We start from the raw sequence: 26,038 nt of genomic DNA on the forward strand, positions 1-26,038 counted from the left end.
CGCAAGGTGTTTTAACAAATCAAAAGGGGTTTTTATAGCTGCCTCATCGCTGAAAGCTCTACGGAACCCCCTGCCTAGCAGGGGGTTTTCTATATACAAAAAACCGCTCGCATAAGTGCGCGAGCGGTATTATTTATCTATTTTTTGAGATATTGAGTTCTACAGCGGATCTACCTTCAAACAAGAAACGGCATGTTTAAAGCTACCTTCTAGCAATGGCCGGGTTTTGGCACATTCCGCGTCAGCCATTGGGCATCGGGTACGGAACACACATCCGGATGGTGGATTGATTGGTGAAGGCAGTTCCCCTTCTAGTAACTCAATCTGTTTATAGCGCTCTTTATCAGGGTCAGGAATCGGTACTGCTGACATCAATGCGCGGGTATATGGGTGCAAAGGATTGTGATAAACCTCGTCGTAAGTCCCTAGTTCGACTGCGTTCCCCAAATACATAACCAATACGCGATCTGAAATATGCTTCACTATCGAAAGATCGTGAGCGATAAAAATCAGGGAAAGCCCCATTTCCCGTTGCAAATCCTGCAACAAGTTTACAACCTGAGCCTGAATAGAAACATCCAGTGCAGAAACAGGTTCGTCACAAATAATCAGTTTAGGTTCCAATATCAGAGCTCGGGCAATTCCGATACGCTGGCACTGACCACCTGAAAATTCATGAGGGTAACGGTTAATCAGGTTAGGTAATAACCCTACCTTCATCATCATTTTTTTGACTTTTTCTTTTATCTCCACATCTTTCATTTTGGGATAATAGGTTTTCAGTGGCTCAGCGATGATGTCACCGATAGTCATACGCGGATTAAGAGAAGCCAAAGGATCCTGAAAAATCATCTGGATATCATTGCGAATATCCCGCCACTGTTTGTCATTAAGATCAAACAGATTCTGACCAAGCCAGGTCACTGAACCGCCAGAAGCTTTGACTAACCCAATAATTGCTCTAGCAAGTGTTGATTTACCACAACCGGATTCCCCCACTACGCCCAGTGTTTCCCCTTCGTATAATCGCAGGGTAACTCCATCTACGGCTTTCAGCTCTTTAGAAGGCTGCCAAAACCACTGCTTACCATCTTTGATATCGAAGTAAACTTTCAGATCATCTACTTCCAGAAGGACTTTTTTTTCAGTAACTGTATTCATACTAATTCCTCCTGACGTCTGAAGCAGGCACGCAAGCGTCCAGGGTTAAATAGTTCCAGCGGGGGTTCTTCACTCACACAATGTTCAGTCGCAAACTGGCAACGAGGCTGAAATGGGCAACCTTTTGGTAAGCGCAGTAAGTTTGGTGGATTACCCTGAATTGTAGCCAAGGACTCTTCATCGCCATCCAGCCGGGGAACAGCATTAAGCAAACCAATCGAATAAGGATGTGTCGGATGGTAAAATATGTCACGGGCAGTACCATATTCCATCGTCCTGCCTGCATACATAACCAACACCTTGTCACAAATACCAGCAACAACACCCAGATCATGAGTAATCATAATAATGGCTGTATTCAGTTCTTTTTTTAGTTCGTTCAGCAATGTCATGATCTGTGCCTGAACAGTGACGTCCAGTGCAGTCGTCGGCTCATCTGCAATCAGTAGTTTAGGCTGGCACAATAATGCCATTGCTATCATGACACGCTGGCGCATGCCGCCAGAAAATTCATGCGGGAACATTTTCATCCGCTTACGTGCTTCAGGCATCTTAACAGCATCCAGCATTCGAACAGATTCTTCGAAGGCCTCACTTTTGCTCATATTTTTATGTAGCATCAGCACTTCGATAAGTTGCTCACCTACGCGCATATAAGGGTTAAGAGATGTCATCGGGTCTTGGAAGATCATTGAGATTTCTTCCGCACGCATTTTATTCAGCGCTTTTTCTTGCAGGTTAAGAATCTCACGTCCGTTAAAAACAGCAGAACCACTGACAGTACCATTACTGGCCAGTAACCCCATCAAGGCAAAGGCTGTCTGAGATTTACCTGAACCAGATTCACCAACAATACCCAGAGTTTCTCCGGCCTGTAAGTCAAAATTTAGTTTATTTACTGCTGTTACGTTGCCATCAGGCGTACTGAATACCACATTTAAATCTTTCACCGTTAATAGTGATTCAGCGCTTTTAGCATGTTTTATCGTTTCTACGCTATTCATAGGCTCTCCTTAACGGTCTTTAGGGTCGAGGGCATCTCGCAGGCCGTCACCAATAAAGTTAAAACAGAACAGGGTTAACACCAGAAAGCCCGCAGGAAACAGGAGTAACCACGGAGCCACTTCCATTGAATTGGCGCCATCGCTTAATAATGCCCCCCAACTACTGAGCGGCTCTTGCGTTCCCAAACCAAGAAAGCTCAGGAAAGATTCAAACAGGATCATGCTTGGTACTAATAATGAAGCATAAACCACCACAACACCCAACACATTCGGCACAATATGACGCAGAACTATATTACGGCTGGATACACCACACACCAGTGCGGCTTCAATGAATTCCTTGCGTTTGAGGCTCAATGTCTGCCCCCGGACAATACGCGCCATGTCCAGCCATGACACCATGCCTATCGCAACAAAAATCAGCAGAATGTTTTGTCCAAAGAAAGTCACTAACAGGATGACGAAGAACATAAACGGGAAGGAGTTCAGAATTTCCAGCAGACGCATCATGACCATATCGACTTTGCCACCAAGATAGCCTGACATAGCACCATATAATGTGCCGAATATCACGGCAATCAAAGCCGCTGCTATCCCAACCATAAGTGAAATACGCCCACCAATAGCAACACGGACTAACAAATCACGGCCTGATGAATCTGTACCAAAATAGTGGTGTGATTCAAAATCAGGGGGCATGGTCATCATGTTCCAGTCAGTATCATCGTAAGTATACTGAGACAACATAGGCGCTAAAATGACAAACAATGTGATGACAAACAATATACACAAACTTGTAATTGCTGCTTTATTATGAATAAAACGACGACGTGCATCCTGCCACAAACTGCGGCCTTCAATTTCCAGCTGCTCAGAAAAATTTTCCAGAGCTTCGCTATTTTTCTTATTCAGTAACATTGCGTGCTCCAGCCTTAGTAACGGATTTTCGGATCGATGACGGCATACAACACATCAACGATAGCGTTGAACATAATGGTCAGCCCACCCACCAGAATCGTCAGGCTGAGCACCAGTGAGTAATCACGGTTTAAAGCGCCATTAACAAACAATTGCCCCAGACCGGGCAAACCGAAGATAGTTTCAATAACCATCGAGCCAGTAATAATGCCGACAAAGGCGGGTCCCATATAGGAAATGACAGGAAGTAAGGCTGGTTTCAGTGCATGACGGAAAATAATCTTCCGTAGTGGCAGCCCTTTGGCTCTTGCTGTTCGGATAAAGTTGGAATGCAGAACTTCAATCATGGAGCCGCGAGTGATACGGGAAATACTGGCAATATAAGAAAGGGATAACGCAACCATTGGCAAGAGCATATATTTAGGCGCCCCGCCATTCCAGCCACCTCCCGGCAACCATTTTAGTGTAATTGCAAATATCAGAACCAATAAGGGAGCAACGACAAAACTGGGGATAACAACCCCTGTCATGGCAAACCCCATTACCGTGTAATCCCATTTTGTATTTTGATTCAGTGCCGCAATGACTCCCGCACTAACACCAAATATCACTGCCATAATAAAGGCAGCAGCCCCTAATTTAGCAGAAACGGGCAACGCCTCTGCCACCAAATCATTTACACTGTAGTCCTTATATTTGAATGAAGGGCCAAAATCCCCTTTCGAAAGTTGAACCAAATAGTTGAAATATTGTTTATAGATAGGGTCATTCAGGTGATATTTCGCTTCGATATTCGCCATAACTTCAGGCGGGAGTTTTCTTTCCCCGGTAAATGGGCTGCCCGGCGCAAGACGCATCATGAAAAACGAAATGGTAATAAGAATGAAAAGTGTCGGGATCGCCTCTAAACAACGGCGTAAAATAAATTTCAGCATTGCCCGTTCCTATTGTCTGACCAAACCATGGTCATTAATTATCTGATACACAGGTGGTTTATTACTTAAACCACCTGCTGATTCCTAATGTTTGATAATGTACATATCCTTGGTATGGAAGTTGTCCAGCGGATCTTTGCCGGTGTAACCACCTACGTAAGGTTTTAATAAACGCGAGTTCGTATAGTAATAAATAGGTACAATTGCCGAATCTTTATCTAATTGCGCATTGGCCTTAGCATAAATTTCTGCTCGTTCTTCATCCGTCTTAGCTTGCAATGACTGCTTCATTAGCGCATCAAATTCTTTGCTCTTATAGTGAGAAGTATTGTTGCTACTATCGGATAACATAGGATTCAGGAAGGTAGAAGCTTCGTTATAATCAGCACACCAGCCAGCACGGGCGATGTCATAATTGGCTTGATGACGGGAGTCAAGGAAGGTTTTCCATTCCTGATTTACGAGAGAAACTTCAACCCCGATATTTTTTTTCCAGATGGAGGCAGCAGCAATGGCTAATTTTTTGTGCAGATCGGAAGTGTTATACAGTAACTTAACTTTTAATGGATTATCTTTGGTAAATCCGGCTTCTGTCAGAAGTTTTTTCGCTTCTTCATTACGCTGTTGCTGAGTTAATTTAGCATACCAATCCGGTTTTACATCTTTAAAATCGGCAATATAAGGTGGTGTATAACCATAAGCCGTTACATCTCCCTGATTTTTCACCTTATGAGTCAACAGCTCACTATCCATACCCAATTTCAATGCGGTGCGTACCCGGACATCATTAAATGGTGGTCTTTCATTATTAATTTCGTAGTAATACGTACACAATTTCGGATTAACACGTAACTGTTCAGGGATCTCTTTTTTCAATTTTTGAAATAATTCAACAGGTAAGTTGTCATAGCTCATCTCGATTTCGCCAGCGCGATAACGATTAACATCAGTGACTTCAGAGGAGATAGGTAAAACAGTGGTTTGATCAATAACGGTGTTTTTATTATCCCAATACATCGGGTTACGTTCGAAAACAAGGCGCTCATTAATCACCCAGCTTTTCACTTTATACGCACCGTTACCAACAAAATTCTGTGGTTGTGTCCATCTCTCTCCATATTTTTCAACCGTCGCACGATGGACAGGCGAAGTCGATGTGTGAACCATTAATCGGACTAAATAAGGCACAGGCTCACTGAGGGTTAATTGGAATGTATGATCATCTAACGCTTTCACACCCAAAGTTTCCGGTTTTTTCTTACCACGGATAATTTCATCAACATTCAGAATGTGGGCATACTGCATATAACTGGCATAAGGGGATGCGGTGTTTGGATCAACCACGCGCTGCCAGCTATAAACAAAATCCTGTGCAGTGACAGGATCACCATTTGACCATTTTGCATCTTTACGGAAATGGAATGTCCAAGTTTTAAAATCCGGGCTGTGTTCCCAGCTTTCCGCAACACCGGGAATAATGTTGCCATCAGGATCATTAATCACCAGTGTTTCAAACAAATCACGGGCAATATTTGATTCCGGCACGCCTTCTATTTTATGGGGATCCAGTGATTGTGGTTCAGAGCCATTGTTTCGTACCAGCGTTTGTTTTTCTGCCAGCTGTACACCCGCAGGAACCTCTGCCGCAAATGCCTGTGCTCCGATCATCATGCCCAATGCCACTGCAACGCCAGCAGCAATTTTCTTTCTTGTTATGTTTACCATCTTCTTATTACTCCTATTGATTCATCTGGCTTTCGTAAAAGCCATCCCATTTTCAGGGCTAATTATTTTCTGCATCCCAAAAGGAATCGTTTTATTTACAGCAATAGAATATTTGTAATAACAATTAGTTATCTAATTTCTTAATATATAAATTCTTAAGATCAACATAATCGAGAGGATCCTTTCCTGTCATACCACCGACAGTCGGACGAATCAGGCGTGTAGAAACCCGGTAATACACAGGAATTGTTCCTGAATCAGCATCAAGCTGAGCTTCCGCCTTTTGATAAAATTCTTTACGTGTTTTCTCATCTTTGGCTGTCAGAGCCTGATTGAGATAGTTATCAAAGGCTTCACTGTTATAGAATGACGTATTATTACTGCTATCTGATAAGTAATAATTCAGGAAGGATGAAGGTTCATTATAATCGCCGCACCATGTTGCTCTTACTACGTCATAATTTCCCTGATGACGATTTTGCAATGAAGTTTTCCATTCCTGATTTTGTAACGTGACTTTTGCACCAATATTCTTCTGCCACATGGATGCAGCTGCAATAGCCTGCTGTTTGTTTTGTTCTGAAGTGTTATAGAGCAGGCTGAATTTGAGTGGATTACTGGCATCAAAACCTGCTTCTTTTAATAATTCTCTTGCTCGTTGATTACGTTGTTCCTGTGTCCAACTTGCCCACTCTGGATTAACAGTAAGGCCACCACCAATATAAGTAGGAGTGAAGCCGTATGCCGGAATTTGCCCCTGCCCCATAATCTTTTCAGTAATAATATCTCTGTCAAGGCTCAGCTTAATGGCTTCACGCACTCGTTTATCTTTAAATAACGGATTTTTATGATTAATTTCGTAATAAAATGTACATAGATAAGGTACTGTTCTGAGTTGATCGGGAATATCTTGTTTCATTTTCTGGTAGAGTTCTGGCGGGATAGCATCATTAGTGATATCCACTTCCCCACTGCGATAACGGTTTACATCACTGACACCCGAAACAATAGGCAGTAAAATGCCTTTTTCTATAATGGATTCTTTATTATTCCAGTAATGCGGGTTGCGTGTTAAAACCATTCGCTCATTAATAACCCACTCTTTTAATATATAAGATCCGTTGCCAATAAAATTTTCTGGGGAAGTCCATTTAATGCCAAATTTTTCTACAACATCCTGCCGCACAGGTTTCAGCGGAGTATGGCTTAACATGTTAATAAGATAAGGAACAGGGCGACTTAGTGTTACCTGAAAACGCTGCTCATCCAGCGCCTTTACGCCTAACTGTTCAGGCGATTTCGTTCCTTGTAAGATATCATCTGCGTTCAACATATAGGTATATTGCAAATAGCTGGCATAAGGGGAGCCTACTTTTGGATCAGAAAGACGGCGCCAGCTATAGACAAAATCCTGTGCCGTGACTGGTTTGCCATCACTCCATTTAGCATCTTTACGTAGATAAAAAGTCCATACCTGATAGCCTTTATTTTCCCATTTTTCGGCTACTCCCGGCACAGTTTCGCCATTCAGATCAGTAGTCACCAACCCTTCAAATAAATTACGAATAACATTGGTTTCTGGACCACCTTCAACGACATGAGGGTCTAATGATACAACCTCAACACCATTATTAATGGTAACTTCCTGCTTTTCTGCCAACACTACCCCAGCGGGAACTTTCGCCGCCATCCCTTGTGCTATGGGAAACGATAATAAAACGATAGAAGAAATCAACTGACTCAACTTTGATGGTATTTTTCTCATTATTCTCTCCAAGTGATAAACAGCAAATTAATCGTTTTTTAATCTAACAATCCCGATAACCCATTTTATTAAATAAAGATAATTTATGTGTTTAAGATTCAACCCACACTAGGTTTGTTATACTATTTTTTATAATATGTTTATTAAATCATTAAAGTAGTTGTTTGTTCTTAGATATAAGATGTAAACAGAGAAATCAATAACACTTTGATAAAAATAATTTTTCTCATTTGATTTTATCTATCGGATCACACTAAGATTCAAACAAAAAAAGAAAATAAACATTATTTTAACAAAATGCAATCATCACAGATTAAAAGACCGTCTTCATCACAAAATATTGCAACAACATCCAGTAATAGACGGTTATGTCATGAATGAATGTGTCAAAAACAGTATTACTCAACTCGAAAAAACAAGCAGTTAAATAAATAATGGAAAGATTTTTAGTGAAAAATAGAAAAGCTTTTATTAACTAATCATACTCTTTATTGGATATCTGTTAATTATTTTTCACTTATTTTATCATAAAATATATTACCAAAATTTACTTAACAAATAATTTCGTAAAAATTAAATAAATATTTAAAATATTCTCTAATACTTTTTTGATAATCATTATCAAAAAACTAACAGCTGAATGGTGTCAGCTTGCTGTTTTCATGATCTAAATCACTATTCAAAAATCCTCCGATGATAAGCTGTGTCCAAAAGCCATTCTCAGAAAAAACACATAAACCATTTTTAACAATATGAATTAATAAAGTTTTTTAAGGTAATTGGCAGTATTTATGCAAGTATGTTAGTGACGAATTTCACGACATGACTTTCAGTCACAATAATCGAACAGCCAATTCCCTGAAAAAATTTAACTTTCATTAGGAGTAATCTTTATGGCTGTCACTCAGGTTGCTGAACTGAACGAATTAGTTGCTCGCGTGAAAAAAGCTCAACGAGAATTCGCCAGCTTTTCACAGGAACAGGTTGACCAAATATTTCGTGCAGCTGCTTTTGCTGCTGCTGATGCCCGTATCCCGCTGGCGAAATTAGCTGTCTCTGAATCGGGAATGGGGGTTGTAGAAGATAAAGTAATCAAGAACCATTTTGCTTCTGAATACATTTATAACGCCTATAAAGATGATAAAACCTGTGGAATTTTATCTGAGGATGATACTTTTGGTACGATCACTATAGCGGAGCCTGTCGGTATTATTTGTGGTATTGTTCCGACAACCAACCCAACCTCAACCGCCATTTTCAAGGCACTTATCAGCCTGAAAACTCGTAACGGTATTATTTTTTCTCCACACCCACGAGCTAAAAATGCCACAAATAAAGCAGCAGAAATCGTTTTACAAGCGGCTGTCGCTGCTGGTGCACCAAAAGACATTATCGGCTGGATAGACGAACCGTCTGTTGAGCTCTCAAATGCGTTGATGCATCACCCTGATATTAATCTCATTCTGGCAACTGGCGGTCCCGGAATGGTAAAAGCCGCCTACAGTTCAGGTAAACCCGCTATCGGAGTTGGGGCAGGTAATACCCCTGTTGTGATTGATGAATCAGCAGACATCAAACGGGCTGTTGCGTCGATTTTAATGTCCAAAACTTTCGATAACGGTGTGATATGTGCTTCTGAACAATCTGTTATTGTGGTTGACAGCGTTTATAAACAAGTCCGTGAGCGCTTTTCCAGTCATGGAGGTTATATCCTACAAGGAAAAGAACTGAAAGCAGTTCAAAATATTATTTTGAAAAATGGCAGCCTGAATGCCGCAATTGTCGGTCAGCCGGCCATCAAAATAGCAGAAATGGCGGGTATCAGCGTTCCCGAAAATACAAAAATTCTTATTGGTGAAGTGACAATCGTGGATGAAAAAGAACCATTCGCCCATGAAAAACTATCACCTTTATTAGCTATGTATCGGGGAAAAGATTTTGGAGATGCCGTCGGAAAGGCAGAAAAATTAGTTGAAATGGGGGGAATTGGTCACACCTCTTCACTTTATATCGACCAAGACAATCAAGCTGCCCGTATTAAATATTTCGGCGATAAAATGAAAACGGCCCGTATCTTAATTAATACTCCTGCATCTCAGGGTGGTATTGGCGACCTTTACAATTTTAAACTCTCTCCTTCCCTGACGCTCGGATGCGGTTCTTGGGGCGGAAACTCCATTTCAGAGAACGTCGGGCCAAAACATTTGATTAATACCAAGACTGTCGCAAAAAGAGCTGAAAATATGCTGTGGCATAAGATCCCTAAATCTATCTATTTCCGTCGTGGCTCATTACCGGTTGCTCTGGAAGAAGTCGCAACGGATGGTGCCAAACGAGCCTTTATCGTGACAGATTCTTTCTTATTTAATAATGGTTATGCCGATCAAGTCATCAGGGTCTTAAAATCTCATCATGTAGAAACAGAAGTATTTTTTGAAGTTGAAGCTGACCCTACTTTAAGTATTGTCCGAAAAGGTGCTGAGCAAATGCGTTTGTTCAAACCAGATATCATTATTGCTCTCGGTGGTGGCTCACCGATGGATGCAGCCAAAATTATGTGGGTAATGTATGAGCATCCTGAAACTCATTTTGAAGAATTGGCATTACGCTTTATGGATATTCGGAAACGTATCTATAAATTCCCGAAAATGGGTATAAAAGCAAAAATGGTCGCTATTACAACCACCTCGGGTACTGGATCAGAAGTCACACCTTTTGCTGTTGTGACTGATGATATCACCGGTCAGAAATATCCATTGGCGGATTATGCACTAACACCAGATATGGCTATCGTCGATGCAAACCTTGTCATGGATATGCCCAAATCATTATGTGCTTTTGGTGGCTTAGATGCCGTTACCCATGCGCTGGAGGCTTATGTGTCTGTTTTAGCCAATGAATACTCTGATGGGCAGGCTTTACAGGCGCTAAAACTGCTGAAAGATTTTCTTCCTGCCAGCTACCAGCAGGGGTCCCAAAACCCAGTAGCCCGTGAACGTGTCCATAATGCCGCAACTATCGCCGGGATCGCTTTTGCCAATGCCTTTTTAGGTGTCTGTCATTCTATGGCTCACAAACTTGGTTCTGAATTCCATATTCCACACGGATTAGCAAACGCTCTGCTTATCTGTAATGTAATACGTTATAACGCCAATGATAATCCAACTAAACAAACTGCATTCAGTCAATATGACCGTCCTCAGGCAAGACGCCGTTACGCTGAAATTGCAGAACATTTAGGATTAAGTAAAACGGGTGACCGCACCGCTACTAAAATTGAAAAACTGCTGGCATGGTTAGAAGAATTAAAATCTCAACTTAATATTCCAGACTCAATCCGTGCGGCCGGAGTTCAGGAAAGTGATTTTCTGGCAAAAATTGATAAACTCGCAGAAGATTCCTTTGATGATCAATGTACCGGTGCAAACCCTCGTTACCCGCTAATCGCTGAATTAAAACAATTGTTGCTGGATTCTTTCTATGGACGTAAGTTTATAGAATCGCCCATATCACAGGAAGGCGCTAAAATTGAAAAATAATAAGAAATAATAAACTAATGTAATCTAAAAGGCATCAGTATATATCTGATGCCTTTTTATTAATTCATTTTTCTAATTTAATCGTATTACTCATACAAACGGACTATATCTGTTCAGCTTTTTTGGCTTTAGCTTCATGAATGACGTCATAATAGTGCCTACGGCACACTGAGACATATTTTTCATTACCACCAATATCAACCTGTGCCCCATCATAAACAACATTCCCATCGCTGCCAAAACGCAGTACACGGCTTGCTTTTCTTCCACAATGGCAGATTGTTTTCAGTTCAACTAATTTATCCGCCCAGGCAAGAAGATATTGGCTGCCTTTAAATAATTCGCCCTGAAAATCTGTCCTTAACCCATAACAGAGAACAGGAATATCATCGTAATCAACAATTTCACAAAGCTGCTCAACATGTTCTTTTGTTAAAAACTGACACTCATCAATCAAAATACAATGAATCTTTTCTGCATCATTTTCACGTCTGATAAGCTCAGCAATATTAATGTCTGGTGAAAACAGTAAGGCATCCGCAGATAGCCCAATACGGGAACTTACCTTCCCTTTTCCAAATCGTGTATCTATTTCTGCTGTAAAAATCAACGTCCTCATTCCTCTTTCGTTATAGTTATAGGAAGACTGTAATAATGAAGTTGATTTTCCTGCATTCATAGCAGAATAATAAAAATAAAGCTGAGCCATTGGCCCGTCCGTCCTCTTGTCAAATTTAATCAAGCAATATATCCCCGCAAGTTTACCACAAACTTAACTCAAGGTTATCCTTTGTTATTGACCAAATGGGATATGAGAGAAAAACGAAATGAAAGTAAAAGACATATTTTTATGATAGTCATCACAGTTGTGCATATAAAATCAGCACGATAAGCACTTGCTGCATGACAAATGAACAAAATTAATATCAGAAGTAAATATCGATTTTATATTCCACAATTTGCATATTAATAATCAAAACGGTTTACTTTTACTCGATCTACATCGCTATAATCATAACCAGTGGATTACCCATAAAAAAAATTTCATCTCACACTTGAAAACCAATTTATTTTCAGATGAATAGTTAGCATATCTTACAGATTGACTATAAATTAGTTTTATATGTCTAAGTTAATCCTTGAGCAGCTTTGAGTAATCTACGTCTAACCGTTATCGAGAAATGATAAATCCAATAGTAGAATTAAAACACAATATATCGATTATCAAAAAAATTGCATTTTAAAAATGGATCTTTTAGCCTTAGAAAGTAAATTCACTATTGCAGAAAATAAAATAGCATTCTATTATTATCCATACATCAGCCATCATCATTATAATTTGAGACCAGGACAATGAGCGAAAATTTAAAATCCCTAAATAACATCCGTACTTTGCGCGCGCAAGCAAGAGAATGTGAACTTGCTACTTTAGAAGAAATGCTGGAAAAACTGACGATTGTTGTTGAAGAACGTCGTGATGAAGAAAGCCAGGCTCGTGCTCAAATAGAAGAGCGCACACGTAAACTTCAAGAATACCGTGAAATGCTGGAAAAAGACGGTATTGAATTAAGCGATTTAGTAGACGCTTTAAGTGGTAAAGCTTCTGGTAAATCTAAGCGCGCTACTCGCCCAGCTAAATATTCATATATTGACGAAGGCGAAACTAAAACCTGGACTGGCCAAGGCCGTACCCCAGCTGTAATCAAAAAAGCAATTGAAGAAGAAGGCAAGAATCTGGAAGATTTTCTGATCTAATCAGTTACTTTGTCGTCTAATAACAAAAATACCCTATGAAGGGTATTTTTGTTTTATGGTTAATAAACTTAACTAAATTAATTATGGGCTGATGTACGAACACAACCGATTATATGCTCTTTTGCATTCTCGGTGTGAAAAAAACAATTTAACATTAACTTAGTTTTTTATTAACATAGAATTAAAAAAGGAGCTAATAGCTCCTTTTCTTATTATTAGACTGATGTTAAGACATCTGATAAAAATCCAGATACCAATCAACAAATTGTTTCACACCCTCTCTTACTGGTGTATTAGGAGAAAAACCAATTTTCTCGTACAGCGCACTGGAATCCGCACAAGTAGACAGAACATCGCCGTCCTGAATTTCCATAAAGTTTTTCGCTGCTTTTATCCCTAATGAAGCTTCAATAGATTCAATAAAATCACCCAATTTTGTTGGCTGGCCATTGCCAATATTATAAATACGATATGGCGCTGAGCTAGCAGAGACTTGACCAGTTTCAACTGACCAATCTTTATTAGGTTCGGGAATAATAGCCTGTAATCTGATTATAGACTCGACGATATCATCAATATATGTGAAATCCCTTACCATATCTCCATGATTATAAACATCAATAGGCTGCCCCTCTAACATCGCTTTAGTAAACTTAAATAAAGCCATATCAGGACGTCCCCACGGACCATATACCGTAAAGAATCGTAAACCTGTGGTTGGTAATTTATAAAGATGTGAATAACTGTGAGACATTAATTCATCAGCTTTTTTGGTCGCTGCGTATAAAGAGACTGGGTGATCAACCGAATCATCAGTAGAAAATGGTTGTTTTTTATTTAACCCATATACTGAGCTTGAAGATGCATATAATAAATGCTCAACATTGTTGTGACGACACCCTTCAAGAATATTCATATGACCAACAATATTGGCATCAATATATGCCATTGGGTTCTGTATTGAATAACGAACACCCGGTTGAGCCCCTAAATGGATAACTCTCTGAAATTGGTGCTTAGTAAACAATTCAGCGATCCCGGCTCTATCAGCCAAATCTAGCTTTTCAAATTTAAAACCGGGATGAGGGAGTAATAAATTTAATCTTGCCTGCTTCAAATTAACATCATAATAATCATTGATGTTATCAATGCCGACAACTTCATATCCCATATTCAATAACCGCTGGCTTACATGAAAACCAATAAAACCAGCGGAACCTGTTACTAAAAATTTCATATCACAACTCAAATAACTGGATTGATAGAGTCACCACGGCCAATGCCATAATATGTAAACCCTCTGGCTTGCAAGCGTTCCGGATCATAAAGATTACGCCCATCAAAAATAACCGGAGTATTAAGCGAGTCTTTTATAAGATCAAAATCAGGTGCTCTAAAGTTTTGCCACTCTGTGCAAATAATAAGAGCATCAGCACCTTTTAAGGCCGCTTCTTTTGTTCCCATCAAAGCAAGATCATCACGCTGCCCATAAATACGCTGAGTTTCCTGCATTGCTTCCGGATCATAAGCCTGTATTTTAGCACCACTTTCCCATAAGGCTTCCATCAATACCCGGCTTGATGCTTCTCGCATATCATCGGTATTAGGTTTAAATGATAGTCCCCATATGGCAAATGTTTTACCAGATAAATCGGTCCCAAAATGATGTTTAACGAAAGAAGGTAGTTTTCTTTTTTGTTTTTCGTTAACCAACTCAACTGCCTGTAAAATCTTTGGTGTATAGCCAATTTGCTCCGAAGTACGAATTAGGGCCTGAACATCTTTTGGAAAACATGAACCACCGTATCCACAACCGGGATAAATAAAATGATATCCAATACGTGAATCAGAACCAATCCCCTGACGTACATGTTCAATATCAGCGCCCAGCATTTCTGCCAGATTAGCAATTTCATTCATAAAGCTAATTTTGGTAGCTAGCATGCAATTAGCTGCATATTTTGTCAGCTCTGCACTGCGAATATCCATAACTATCATGCGGTCATGGTTACGATTGAACGGCTCATACAGTTCTCTCATAACTTCAACCACACCATCGTCATCACAACCAATGATAATACGCTCAGGACGCATGCAATCAGCAACTGCAGCTCCCTCTTTCAAAAACTCAGGATTGGATACGACATGATATGGAATACTCACCCCACGTTCAGCCAAAACTGTCTGCATCACAGCTTTGACTTTATCCGCGGTACCTACAGGGACAGTTGATTTATCAACCACCACTTTATGACTATCCATATTTTCTGCGATGGTACGGGCTACGGCAGTGACATATTGTAGATCTGCTGAGCCATCTTCATCAGGAGGTGTTCCGACAGCGATAAACTGTAATTTGCCATGTGCTACACCAGCTTTGGCATCTGTCGTAAAATTCAGACGCCCTTGTGCATAGTTTTTCTTAACCAGAGGTTCCAACCCCGGCTCAAAAATAGGGATCTGCCCATTTTTTAGGTTTTCAACTTTTTTTGCATCAACATCAACACAAAGTACGTCGTGCCCTACCTCAGCAAACACAGTTGCCTGGACTAAGCCAACGTAGCCAATACCAAATACAGTTACTTTCATCTCACATCCTAAATTACCAATAGATTATTTTTCAATCTGATTCTGCAAAGTCATAATCCAGTCTTTAAATGATTCTCCCAATTGCTTATGCTTCATCCCATATTCAACAAACGCCTGCATATAACCCAGTTTATTACCACAATCATGGCTACGGCCTTTTAAGTGATATGCTTCAACTGGCTCTTTTTCCATCAGCATAGCAATAGCATCAGTAAGCTGGATTTCATCCCCTGCACCTGGCGCAGTTTTTGCTAATAGCGGCCAGATTTTTTCAGATAGTACGTAACGACCTACAATGGAAAGATTCGATGGTGCCTCTTCAGGTTTAGGTTTTTCAACAACACGGGCAATCGGCTTACTGTCACCAGGTTGTAAATTTTCCCCGAAACAGTCAACAATACCATAGTCAGAAACGCTTTCATAAGGAACTGGTTCGACTAGTATCTGACTCGCACCATTCTCGTTAAAACGTGACAACATTTCGCTCAGGTTGTATTTCGATAAATCTGTGCTGTATTCATCCAAAATAACATCAGGCAGAATAACGGCAAACGGTTCATCCCCAATCAGTGGCTTAGCGCATAACACTGCATGCCCCAACCCTTTTGCAATTCCCTGACGAGTTTGCATGATTGTCACATGGCTTGGACAAATAGACTGAACTTCATCCAATAGCTGACGTTTGACCCTTCTCTCCAGAATTGCTTCCAGTTCAAAACTGGTATCAAAATGATTTTCTATCGAGTTTTTGGATGAGTGTGTAACCAGAATAATCTCGTTAATCCCTGCTTTAATACATTCATTAACAACATATTGAATCAGCGGTTTATCAACCAGAGGCAGCATTTCTTTAGGAATAGCCTTGGTAGCTGGTAACATCCTAGTTCCCAAGCCAGCAACCGGGATCACAGCTTTATTCACTTTGTTATTTGTGACTGACATTACATTGTCTCCTATGGCTATTTGTTGCGAAAAACTCCTTTTTGCAGTTTAAACAATAGCACCAACTCTTTAAAAAAATGTATGTATCAAAAATTGAATATGTGAAAAGAATCACATACTAAAAAATAGCGCGCAAGAGTATATCAGCTAACTTAACCAGATATACAGTTAATGGAAGTTTAATTATGTTTTTTATATGACAATACATAACATTACCGTAGCAAATATACATACAAGGTACATGTATCTAACAAGTATCCGTTTTATTATAGCGAAAGTGGGCATAAGAGATGTCTCGATAATATAGACAGCTATGGCTAGTTGCACTCTGGGCAAACATTGCGACCAAGCTCTGTATTCAGGTATTATCAGATAGATTATTGCTAGTTATATTCCTACACACCCTTACAGTATTGTTCATGTAAACAACAACTTTTTTAATTCACCGGAGTGATTTTGACAACAATATGCCCCTGTGGTAGCAGCTTATCTCTCGCACACTGCTGCGGCCCCTATCTTGATAATCATCGCCCTGCCCCAAATGCTGAATCTCTGATGCGTTCCAGATATAGCGCTTATGTAACAAAAAATATTGATTATCTTATTGCAACCTGGCATCCCGACTGTAAAGCCGAAACCTGGCGCTCAGAAATAGAACAAAGCTTTGTCGGTGTCGAGTGGCTGGGATTGAATGTTATCAGCGCAGATAAAGGTCTACATAATGACGAAGCCTATGTCGAATTTTCAGCTTGCTTTATTGAACAGGCAAAGCAAGATAGACAACTGATACATGAGTGCTCCCGTTTTTTGCTCATTGAACAACATTGGTTCTATATTGATGGTATTCGCCCTCAAACTGGACGCAATGACCCGTGCCCATGTGGTTCAGGAAAGAAATATAAAAAGTGCTGTAGTTAAAAACTATAAATTTCAAACAAAATCATTCACACAGTAAAAAATTTGAGGTTACATTATTCATGCAAAACGCAATCATACAAAAAAAAATCTTGCGTACTATTTGTCCTGACTCCAAAGGATTAATCGCGAAAATCACCAATATTTGTTATAAGCATCAATTAAATATTGTTCAGAATAGTGAATTTGTTGACCACCTAACTGGCCGTTTTTTCATGCGTACAGAGCTGGAAGGTATCTTCAATGATGAAACATTTCTGACTGACCTAGATGGTGCCCTTCCTACCGGCTCTAGCCGTGAATTAAATACAGCAGGCCGACGCCGTATTGTTATCATGGTAACAAAAGAAGCTCACTGTATTGGTGATATATTAGTAAAAAGTGCTTACGAAGGCTTGGATGTGGAGATAGCCGCAGTTATCGGTAACCACACCACTCTGCAATCATTAGTTGAGCAATTTGGTATTCCATTCCATCATATCAGTCATGAAGGTTTAAGCCGGGAACAACATGACGAAGCGCTAATGGCTCAGATTGATCAATATAATCCCGATTACGTTGTACTTGCTAAGTATATGCGCGTTTTAACACCTGCATTTGTTCAGCATTACCCAAATCAAATTATTAATATCCATCACTCATTCCTGCCTGCATTCATTGGAGCCCGTCCTTACCATCAAGCCTATGAACGTGGAGTTAAAATCATTGGCGCTACTGCACATTACGTCAATGATAATCTGGATGAAGGCCCTATCATCACTCAGGATGTAATTAATGTGGATCACGGTTATACGGCTGAGGACATGATGCGGGCAGGACGAGATGTTGAGAAAAATGTGCTGAGTAAAGCATTACACTCTGTTCTTTCTCAGCGAGTATTTGTCTATGGCAATCGCACTGTGATCTTATAATGGAATGAAATTTGTTCTCAGGGATTAAATAACCAGCACTTGATAGCTGATTTTTAAATATTTACTTTACAGCGGCGGTTCATTTGATATGATTCCGTCCGCTGACAACAACAGCGTACAATTCAAAATCTGGTGGGGTTCCCGAGCGGCCAAAGGGAGCAGACTGTAAATCTGCCGTCACAGACTTCGAAGGTTCGAATCCTTCCCCCACCACCATCTAATGATAGAATCTTAATCTACCAATAAATAGAAAGCCCAATTAATTCCCAGAGGGAAGGATGAGAATCTTCGACCAAGGTTCGAATTGAGCGTAGCAAAATAACAGCACTCAGCGCACTGATCCATAGAGTGAGGAAGCTCAGTCATAAATCATTCTTCCTCAACACCATCCAGATAATCCGTTTATTAGCTATCACATTACTCAAGTAAAATTGCTTCCTGCTTCAATAAAGAGCAATTTTCACGAGTTTCGTTAGGGAATATATTGAAATTATTTGGCTATATTCAGATAAGCGCAATGAAATCACGATATGTGCGACATTCTGAGCTGCGAGATAAAAAAATGTAAGGTGAGTATAAATCGTAGTAGCGCGTCATCCTTCCCCCACCATATTCAAAATTATATTCCATTATTTGCATTTACTGTCAAAGCTAACAGATATATTGCTTGGGGGAAGAACCATCTAATTTACTCAATGAGTAAATGAATATTGTAAAATTGGCGTGCTCACAGAACACCAATAGCGGAGCTCTGGAGGATCTGCAATTCGCTCCGCTTATGCAATCGGTTACTCCATATCACTAACAGAATCGATAAAACGATTCAACACGCTTGAGTGTGATTTAGATTTATAGACGTAACACTGATTAACTGCATCAGCTCGTGAAATTGGAATAAAACCCAAACTTTTTCCTTCCTCTAATGCACCAGAACGGGCATCTGTAATAAAAATATAATCTTTAGACTGAATAAAATTAAGACAACACTCCATATTGTCCATTTGTCTTATATTAGCCTTTTCTCCATTTTTCTGCATATCCTCTTCTAAATTCTTTATAAAATCACTTTTATAGAGAACTGGATCGCATAACCATGTTTTATTTTTCAATAGCTGAGTTAAATCACCATTGGATTCATCAATTAATTCCTGACGACAACAAACGCCTAAATTCTGGCCTTCAATTTTTCGCACCAGACTGAATCTATCACTGAGGATTTTTTCAGAACTTAGGATTATGGTATTTCCCTCATAATCAACTATTTCATCGATGTTATCATAACTGAATCGTAATATATTAACTTGAGCATTATTTCTATCTGCAGCTTTATACAGCGAAATCAGATGCCTATCTTTCCCCCAATCATAGTAGATATTAACACTATTACAAATAGTCCCACTAAAGTGTTTCTTTGTAATTTCTTTTTCTTTCAAATAAAGTTCTTTTAAGTCATTATATAGTTCCGCTCCGTCTTTAGTCAGTATCATCCCAAACTTCTCCCTTTTAAATAAGCGCTTTCCTAACGTCGCCTCAAAGTCTTTAATTGATTTAGCGACTGGGGGAGTCGTACGGTTCATCACTCTTGCCGCTTTGCTTAAAGAACCCATTTCCACCACCGCCATGAATGCTTCTAATTTACGAGAAAAAAACATAATTCACCGTTCCTATGTAACTTGTGGCTAAAATAATATCCTTGAAATGGCCTTCTCATCAGGTAACCGCTAAATCAAACTTGATATTGTGAAGGTATAATTTTGTACAATAAAAATAGCTATTTTTCAAATGGCATTTATATGAAATGCCAGCCCCTGATGCAAAAATGCGGTTCAGATGAACTATATTATTCACCTGTATCATGATGAATATTCCATCGTGAATGTAAACCATTAATAAATATAAACATGGCCTACAGGTTCAATTTTCTATCAGAGATTGATTAACTCTTCTACTTTTTCATTAATTATTTTTTGTAACGCGTGACATAGAATAAATTTCAAGAATAAAAAAATCTCACCTGAAAACATAATATCGAATGTGAATATAACAGAGCATTACTAATTAAATAAGCATTTATTTATTAAATTCCCACTTATTAAGTATATGCCTTTCTATTATTTAACATGATTACATTCTTTGAATTTGAATAATAAGCAAATTATATTCAATATCACATTACATATATGAGTAAAATAGTGAAATATCTACATAATCTGCCTAAAATTATTATTTAATAAATGGTTACATTCTTATTTATATCTGATAAGATTGAAAAGAAAAACATTATTTAGGTGATTATAACGATATGAAATTTGTATCATTCAATATTAATGGACTGCGGGCGCGTCCTCACCAACTTGCTGCGATTGTTGAACAACATCAACCTGATGTTATCGGATTACAGGAAACAAAAGTTCATGATGAAATGTTTCCTTTAGAAGAAGTCAGCCAACTTGGCTATCATATCTTCTATCACGGTCAAAAATCTCATTATGGAGTTGCCCTACTGACTCGCCAACAGCCGATAGCTGTCAGGAAAGGTTTTCCAACTGACGATGATGATGCTCAACGCCGCATTATCATGGCAGATATCGAAACTCCTTCCGGCTTACTAACTGTGATTAACGGTTATTTTCCACAAGGTGAAAGCCGTACTCATGAGATAAAATTCCCTGCAAAAGCAAAATTTTATCAGGATCTGCAAACCTATCTGGAAACAAATCAATCTCCTGGATCCAATATTCTCATTATGGGCGATATGAATATCAGCCCGACTGACCTAGATATTGGAATAGGAGAGAATAATCAGAAACGTTGGTTAAAAACCGGGAAATGTTCTTTCCTGCCTGAAGAAAGAGAATGGATGGAACGCCTAAAAAACTGGGGGCTGGTTGATACATTCCGGGCTCATCATCCGGAAATCAGTGACCAATTCTCGTGGTTTGATTACCGCTCAAAAGGGTTTAACGATAACCGTGGACTTCGCATTGACTTGCTGCTTGCAAGCCAGCCATTAGCAGAAAAATGCCTCTCTGCTGGTATTGATTATGATATCCGCGCCATGGAAAAACCTTCCGATCACGCACCAGTCTGGGCTGAATTTAAGATTTAAAATAAAATACAGCATCGCACAATTTCGGTGCTGTATTTTTCTCTCTTTATTTATTAAATTATTCAGCTTTATTTGTCTGCTTGGTTTTCACTTGCTTACCTTTACCTTTTTTTCCTTTCACAGGAGCAGGAGGCAGATCCCTGAACGCTTTCAAATTTCTATACTGCTTTGCCTGCCAAATCAATTGTTGCAATGTTTCATGAAGAGGCGACATAAAATCCTGATAACGGAATTGCTTCTCACTGATTTGAGTTAGTTTGGATTCCCACTGTGCAGTCATATCAGGCAAGACAGCCATATCAGGTAAAACATGAATTAACGCACGACCTGCTGGCGTTGCATGAATATATCGCCCCTTTTTATACAGAAATTCTCGCTTGAACAATAATTCAATAATTCCGGCCCTTGTTGCTTCCGTCCCCAAACCATCTGTTGCCCGTAAAACTTTTTTCAGTGCTTTATCCTGAACAAATCTGGCGATACCGGTCATAGCAGATAATAAAGTGGCATCAGTGAAATGACGTGGTGGCTGAGTCTGCCTTTCCACGACTTCTCCTTTCTCACACAACAGTTCATCACCTTTAGCAACAATCGGCAGAGGTGTGCCCTCATTTTCCTCATCCCGCTCTTTGTTACCTAATAAAGTTCGCCAGCCGGCTTCTGCCAGAAAGCGAGCCTTGGCAATGAACTTTCCACCAGCAATATCCAGTTCAATTGTGCATTTCCGAAATATAGCATCCGGGAAAAACTGCATCAGATACTGTCTGGCTACCAATCCATAAATATGCTGCTCATTTTCTGTCAGCTTAGCCTGACTGCTTCGCGCTGTGGGAATAATTGCATGATGTGCATCAACTTTTTTATCATCCCAGCAACGATTCTTTTTTTCCGTATCAAGCGCATCCTGATGCAACAAATGGCTGGCATGTACCGAAATAGCGTTTAAAACAGCCTGACGACCCGCAAAATGTTCTTCTGGTAGGTAACGACAATCTGAACGCGGGTATGTAATCAATTTATGGGTTTCATACAGCCGCTGACAAATATCCAGAACATCCTGAGCACTCAGGCCAAAACGTCTGGCTGCTTCGATCTGTAATGAAGAAAGAGAAAATGGCAAAGGCGCTGTTTCTGATTCCCGTTTATCCTGATAGGCAGAAACATAGGCAGGCTGCCCCATAATGCGCATTACTACATGTTCTGCTAAAGGCCGGTGAATAACTCGCCCTTCTTCATCCTGAAAATCAACACAGGACTCACTGGGCTGCCATACAGCGGTGAACCGCTCTTCTTTCGGGGTAATAATATGAGCTTTAACCTCAAAGAAATCCTTTGGTACAAAATGTTCTATTTCTTCATCACGGCGAACAACCAAGCCCAGTACTGGAGTCTGCACTCGGCCAACCGATAGAACCCCTTGATAACCAGCATTCCGACCTAATAAGGTATAAGCTCGGGTCATATTGATCCCATAAAGCCAATCAGCCCTTGCTCTGGCTAAAGCTGAAACACACAGGGGAATAAATTCCCGGTTACTCCTCAGACGCTCGACGGCTTTAAGTACTGCCTGAGGATTTAAATCGTTGATCAGACAACGTTGGACATTCTGCTTTTTATTGTCTTCCAGCTGCAAAAAATCCAACACTTCATCCACCAGCAACTGCCCTTCGCGATCCGGGTCTCCGGCATGAACAACTTCATCAGCCCTTGCCAAAAGAGATTTAATCGTATTGAGCTGTTTAGCAACCGCTTCTCGTGGTTTTAACTGCCACTTTTCAGGAATAATTGGCAAATCAGCCAAGACCCAGCGCGCATAACGGCTATCGTATACATCTGGCTCAGCTTGTTCTAACAAATGACCTACACACCAGGTAACAACCTGACTCTCACCACACTCAATAAACCCATCTCCCCGACGATGAGGTTTCGGTAGAATATCGGCAATAGCACGTGCGAGGCTAGGTTTTTCAGCAATAAAAAGACGCATGGAATTTGTAACAACTTCAATCAATGCCCTGTCTGAGTGTGGTTAATTCAGTTCACCTAGGCAATAAATTAATGGGATCAGCTGATGTAGTGGTGTTTATCCTATCCACCACATCAGGTAATGATATATCTAGTAACTCTAACAGTAATTTTTAGAAATAACTGACAAAATCAGTTAAATCTGGTGAAGAGACTTTCATTGGTGATTTAAGCTCTGGTGTACCCAGATAGAGGAACCCAACAATTTTGTCGTGCTCTTCACATCCCAGTCCGGCTCTGACTGTTGAGTCTTCTGTCCAAGAACCAGAACGCCATATTCCACCAAATCCTTGAGCCACGGCTGCCATTTGCATAGCATGTACTGCACAGCCTGCTGCTACAACCTGTTCCCATTCTGGCACTTTTACATGCTCAACTACTTTAGCAATAACAGTAATAATCATCGGTGCACGATAAGGGGCATTTTTTGCTTTTTCTGCCACATCTTCACCCATTTCACCATTAATTGCTGCCTGTTCGAGCAATTTGCTGAATTTATCTATTCCTTCCCCTTGCATGACAATAAAATGCCAGGGACGTAATGCTCCATGGTCTGGGGCTCTCATCCCAGCAGCAAGGATATTCTGCAATTCATCCCCCGTAGGGATCGGAGTAGTTAAACGTGAAACAGAACGACGATTCAATAAGAGTTCCAAGGCTTTCATAGTTTCCTCCTGAATAAGATAATCTATCACGACCGGACATTCTCTGTTTATTCGTTACCGAATGAAAGTGTAAATATTATTTTTTCAGTCATTTTCGTGATTTCTGGCTGACATTTATCAGTTAGCTGATTAGGATAATCTTATTTGATCTCATCATCGGAGATAGTATGCATACTTTATGGAGGCTTATAGCAGGGCTACTTAAATGGAGTTGGAAACTGCTAAACTTCGCTCGCCAATTTATTTCCAATCTATTGTTTATTTTATTAATTGTATTAGTTGCCACTGGCGTTCTTATTTATAAAGAACAGTTCCCGGCAGATGATAGTGATTATGGTGGAGCATTATACGTCAATTTATCTGGTACTATCGTTGATCGGGTATCTGCCCGCAATCCGCTGGATCAATTAGGCTGGGATCTTGTCTATCCTTCCAGCACTCGTACTCAACAAACTTCGCTATTTGATATTGTTGATAGTATTCGACGGGCAAAAAATGATCCCAAAATTACCGGTATGGTGTTGAAACTGGATGATTTTGCAGGGGCTGATCAGGCATCGATGCTTTATATCGGCAAAGTCATCAACGAATTTAAAAGCTCAGGTAAATCCGTTACAGCTATCGGGCAGAGCTACAGCCAGCCACAATACTATTTAGCCAGTTATGCTGACAAAATACTCCTTACCCCTCAAGGCAGTGTCTCACTTAAAGGTTATTCAAATAATCATTTGTTCTATAAATCATTATTAGAAAACCTGAAAATTTCTACCCATATTTTCCGTGTCGGTACATACAAATCAGCCGTAGAGCCAATGATGCGGAATGATATGTCGGATGCTGCCCGCGCAGCGGATTCTCTCTGGCTGAATGAACTTTGGAATAATTACCGACAGGATATTGCCACCAATAGAAAAATCCCAATCAGTCAGGTACTTCCTGAACCTTCAGTATTTATTGAAAAACTCCGTAAAGCAGGTGGGAACAGTGCTCTCTATGCTCTCCAGAATGGTTTGGTAGATAGAATAGCGCCTCTGAATGTCATTGAACAAAAGCTGGAAAAGAAATTCGGCTGGGATAAGAAAAACCAGCATTTCAACTACATTACTATCAGTGATTATATTGCTAAAAAACCCATCGGAGATACTTATCAGAACGATGGTAATATTGCAGTGATTGTAGTTGAAGGGGAAATCATGGATGGCAAACAATCCGGCAGTATAGCTGGCAGTGATACCATCGCAGAACAACTACGCGAAGCTCGCCTGAACCCTAATATTAAAGCCATTATCTTGCGAGTAAACAGCCCCGGCGGCAGTATCAGCGCATCTGAACTTATCCGCAGTGAGCTGGTGGCTATTCGGGAAGGTACTGATGTAAATGGTAAAAAGATCAATCAAAAGCCGATTGTTGTTTCCATGGGAGGGCTTGCTGCATCAGGCGGTTACTGGGTTTCCACACCGGCTAACTATATTATCGCCTCCCCGAATACCTTAACTGGCTCAATTGGTGTTTTCGGTGCTATCACTACTTTTGAAAAAAGTCTTGATTATCTTGGCGTAAATACAGATGGTGTTTCAACTTATCCACTGGCTGATATTTCTACAACAAAAGGGATAAATCCTCTGTTTTCTGAAGTCATACAAATGTCGATTGAAAACGGCTATAGCCAGTTTATCGGGCTGGTAGCAGATTCTCGCCACAAAACAACCGCTGAAATTGAAAGAATCGCTGAAGGCCGTGTCTGGAGTGGTAGTGATGCTAAAAAGAATGGTCTGGTTGATCAGTTAGGCGATTTCGATGACGCCGTTAAGAAAGCCGCTGAACTGGCAGGTCTTAAAACCGTAGCGTTAAGCTGGATGCAGCCTGAACTTTCATTTACTGAAAAACTGATGCTGGGATTTTCTTCATCAGCACAGGCAATTATGCCAAATACTTTACAGTCAATGTTGCCAGCTCCATTTGCTCAGGCAGCACAGGATATGAAAAAGCAGGCGGTATTTTATAGCCGCATGAATGATCCACAAAATATTTATGCTTATTGCCTGAACTGTAGCGATATCCGCTGAGAATTCATCACCAT

19 protein-coding genes, 1 tRNA gene and 1 other RNA gene are annotated in these 26,038 nt (G+C 40.1%); 8 read left to right on the plus strand and 13 right to left on the minus strand.

Going from position 1 to position 26,038, the window contains the following annotated elements; translation table 11 throughout:
* Nucleotides 1-159: 159 nt before the first annotated feature.
* The 6 genes from oppF to AACS90_RS21820 all read right to left on the minus strand — a co-directional run bounded on the left by oppF (nt 160) and on the right by AACS90_RS21820 (nt 7,508).
* Nucleotides 160-1,161 carry a murein tripeptide/oligopeptide ABC transporter ATP binding protein OppF gene (gene oppF / locus AACS90_RS21795; RefSeq protein ID WP_099108080.1) on the minus strand — a complete coding sequence of 334 codons (1,002 nt, stop codon included), beginning with the start codon at nt 1,159-1,161 and terminating at the stop codon, nt 160-162.
* Entirely contained in the window at nt 1,158-2,165 is a 1,008-nt protein-coding gene (locus AACS90_RS21800; RefSeq protein ID WP_099108081.1) for an ABC transporter ATP-binding protein, read from the minus strand. The genes oppF and AACS90_RS21800 overlap by 4 nt, the downstream gene beginning before the upstream one ends.
* Nucleotides 2,166-2,174: 9 nt before the next feature.
* Complete coding sequence (gene oppC, locus AACS90_RS21805) at nt 2,175-3,083, minus strand: oligopeptide ABC transporter permease OppC (RefSeq protein ID WP_099108082.1); 909 nt, start codon at nt 3,081-3,083, stop codon at nt 2,175-2,177.
* 14 nt (nt 3,084-3,097) lie between these two features.
* Nucleotides 3,098-4,018 carry an oligopeptide ABC transporter permease OppB gene (oppB, locus tag AACS90_RS21810; RefSeq protein ID WP_099108083.1) on the minus strand — a complete coding sequence of 307 codons (921 nt, stop codon included), beginning with the start codon at nt 4,016-4,018 and terminating at the stop codon, nt 3,098-3,100.
* An 84-nt stretch (nt 4,019-4,102) separates the two neighbouring features.
* Nucleotides 4,103-5,743: an oligopeptide ABC transporter substrate-binding protein OppA gene (gene oppA, locus AACS90_RS21815; RefSeq protein WP_099121486.1), complete on the minus strand. Its 1,641-nt coding sequence runs from the start codon at nt 5,741-5,743 to the stop codon at nt 4,103-4,105.
* Between the two features lie 124 nt (nt 5,744-5,867).
* On the minus strand, nt 5,868-7,508 hold the full coding sequence (locus AACS90_RS21820; RefSeq protein ID WP_099121487.1) for an ABC transporter substrate-binding protein: 1,641 nt from the start codon (nt 7,506-7,508) through the stop codon (nt 5,868-5,870).
* 893 nt (nt 7,509-8,401) lie between these two features.
* Here AACS90_RS21820 and adhE point away from each other — a divergent pair.
* Nucleotides 8,402-11,047, plus strand: coding sequence for a bifunctional acetaldehyde-CoA/alcohol dehydrogenase (gene adhE / locus AACS90_RS21825; protein WP_099121488.1), 2,646 nt, complete (start codon nt 8,402-8,404; stop codon nt 11,045-11,047).
* Between the two features lie 103 nt (nt 11,048-11,150).
* Here adhE and AACS90_RS21830 read toward each other — a convergent pair whose 3' ends face one another.
* Nucleotides 11,151-11,756 (minus strand): thymidine kinase, encoded by a 606-nt coding sequence (locus tag AACS90_RS21830; RefSeq protein WP_099121489.1) that lies wholly within the window; start codon nt 11,754-11,756, stop codon nt 11,151-11,153.
* A gap of 644 nt (nt 11,757-12,400) precedes the next feature.
* Here AACS90_RS21830 and hns point away from each other — a divergent pair.
* Nucleotides 12,401-12,802: a histone-like nucleoid-structuring protein H-NS gene (gene hns / locus AACS90_RS21835; RefSeq protein ID WP_099121490.1), complete on the plus strand. Its 402-nt coding sequence runs from the start codon at nt 12,401-12,403 to the stop codon at nt 12,800-12,802.
* A 226-nt stretch (nt 12,803-13,028) separates the two neighbouring features.
* Here the strand turns inward: hns and AACS90_RS21840 are convergent, their stop codons facing one another.
* From AACS90_RS21840 to galU, 3 genes are read right to left on the minus strand one after another with little or no spacing between them, the layout of a single operon-like run.
* Complete coding sequence (locus tag AACS90_RS21840; RefSeq protein WP_099121491.1) at nt 13,029-14,039, minus strand: NAD-dependent epimerase; 1,011 nt, start codon at nt 14,037-14,039, stop codon at nt 13,029-13,031.
* A gap of 8 nt (nt 14,040-14,047) precedes the next feature.
* Nucleotides 14,048-15,391: a UDP-glucose dehydrogenase family protein gene (locus AACS90_RS21845; protein WP_099121492.1), complete on the minus strand. Its 1,344-nt coding sequence runs from the start codon at nt 15,389-15,391 to the stop codon at nt 14,048-14,050.
* Nucleotides 15,392-15,415: 24 nt separating this feature from the next.
* Nucleotides 15,416-16,333: a UTP--glucose-1-phosphate uridylyltransferase GalU gene (galU, locus tag AACS90_RS21850; RefSeq protein WP_099121493.1), complete on the minus strand. Its 918-nt coding sequence runs from the start codon at nt 16,331-16,333 to the stop codon at nt 15,416-15,418.
* A gap of 456 nt (nt 16,334-16,789) precedes the next feature.
* Between galU and AACS90_RS21855 the strand changes: the two genes are divergently transcribed.
* From AACS90_RS21855 to AACS90_RS21870, 4 genes are all read left to right on the plus strand, one after another.
* Complete coding sequence (locus AACS90_RS21855) at nt 16,790-17,251, plus strand: YchJ family protein (protein WP_099121494.1); 462 nt, start codon at nt 16,790-16,792, stop codon at nt 17,249-17,251.
* A 59-nt stretch (nt 17,252-17,310) separates the two neighbouring features.
* Complete coding sequence (gene purU / locus AACS90_RS21860) at nt 17,311-18,159, plus strand: formyltetrahydrofolate deformylase (RefSeq protein WP_099121495.1); 849 nt, start codon at nt 17,311-17,313, stop codon at nt 18,157-18,159.
* A 131-nt stretch (nt 18,160-18,290) separates the two neighbouring features.
* Nucleotides 18,291-18,375 (plus strand) — tRNA-Tyr (locus AACS90_RS21865).
* Between the two features lie 41 nt (nt 18,376-18,416).
* Nucleotides 18,417-18,547: non-coding RNA, RtT sRNA (locus tag AACS90_RS21870), on the plus strand.
* 400 nt (nt 18,548-18,947) lie between these two features.
* Here AACS90_RS21870 and AACS90_RS21875 read toward each other — a convergent pair.
* Nucleotides 18,948-19,811, minus strand: a complete 864-nt coding sequence (locus AACS90_RS21875) for a LysR family transcriptional regulator (protein ID WP_099108094.1) — start codon at nt 19,809-19,811, stop codon at nt 18,948-18,950.
* 650 nt (nt 19,812-20,461) lie between these two features.
* Here AACS90_RS21875 and xthA point away from each other — a divergent pair.
* Nucleotides 20,462-21,268 (plus strand): exodeoxyribonuclease III, encoded by an 807-nt coding sequence (xthA, locus tag AACS90_RS21880; RefSeq protein WP_099121496.1) that lies wholly within the window; start codon nt 20,462-20,464, stop codon nt 21,266-21,268.
* Nucleotides 21,269-21,326: 58 nt separating this feature from the next.
* Here the strand turns inward: xthA and AACS90_RS21885 are convergent, their stop codons facing one another.
* Nucleotides 21,327-23,255: a DNA topoisomerase III gene (locus AACS90_RS21885; RefSeq protein ID WP_099121605.1), complete on the minus strand. Its 1,929-nt coding sequence runs from the start codon at nt 23,253-23,255 to the stop codon at nt 21,327-21,329.
* Nucleotides 23,256-23,406: 151 nt separating this feature from the next.
* Nucleotides 23,407-23,958 (minus strand): NAD(P)H nitroreductase, encoded by a 552-nt coding sequence (locus tag AACS90_RS21890; protein WP_099121497.1) that lies wholly within the window; start codon nt 23,956-23,958, stop codon nt 23,407-23,409.
* Nucleotides 23,959-24,125: 167 nt separating this feature from the next.
* Here AACS90_RS21890 and sppA point away from each other — a divergent pair, with 167 nt between their 5' ends.
* Complete coding sequence (gene sppA, locus AACS90_RS21895; protein ID WP_099121498.1) at nt 24,126-26,024, plus strand: signal peptide peptidase SppA; 1,899 nt, start codon at nt 24,126-24,128, stop codon at nt 26,022-26,024.
* The last annotated feature ends 14 nt before the right edge of the window (nt 26,025-26,038 follow it).

Source organism: Xenorhabdus sp. KK7.4 (assembly GCF_963876465.1).
Classification (GTDB): Bacteria; Pseudomonadota; Gammaproteobacteria; order Enterobacterales; family Enterobacteriaceae; genus Xenorhabdus; species Xenorhabdus stockiae.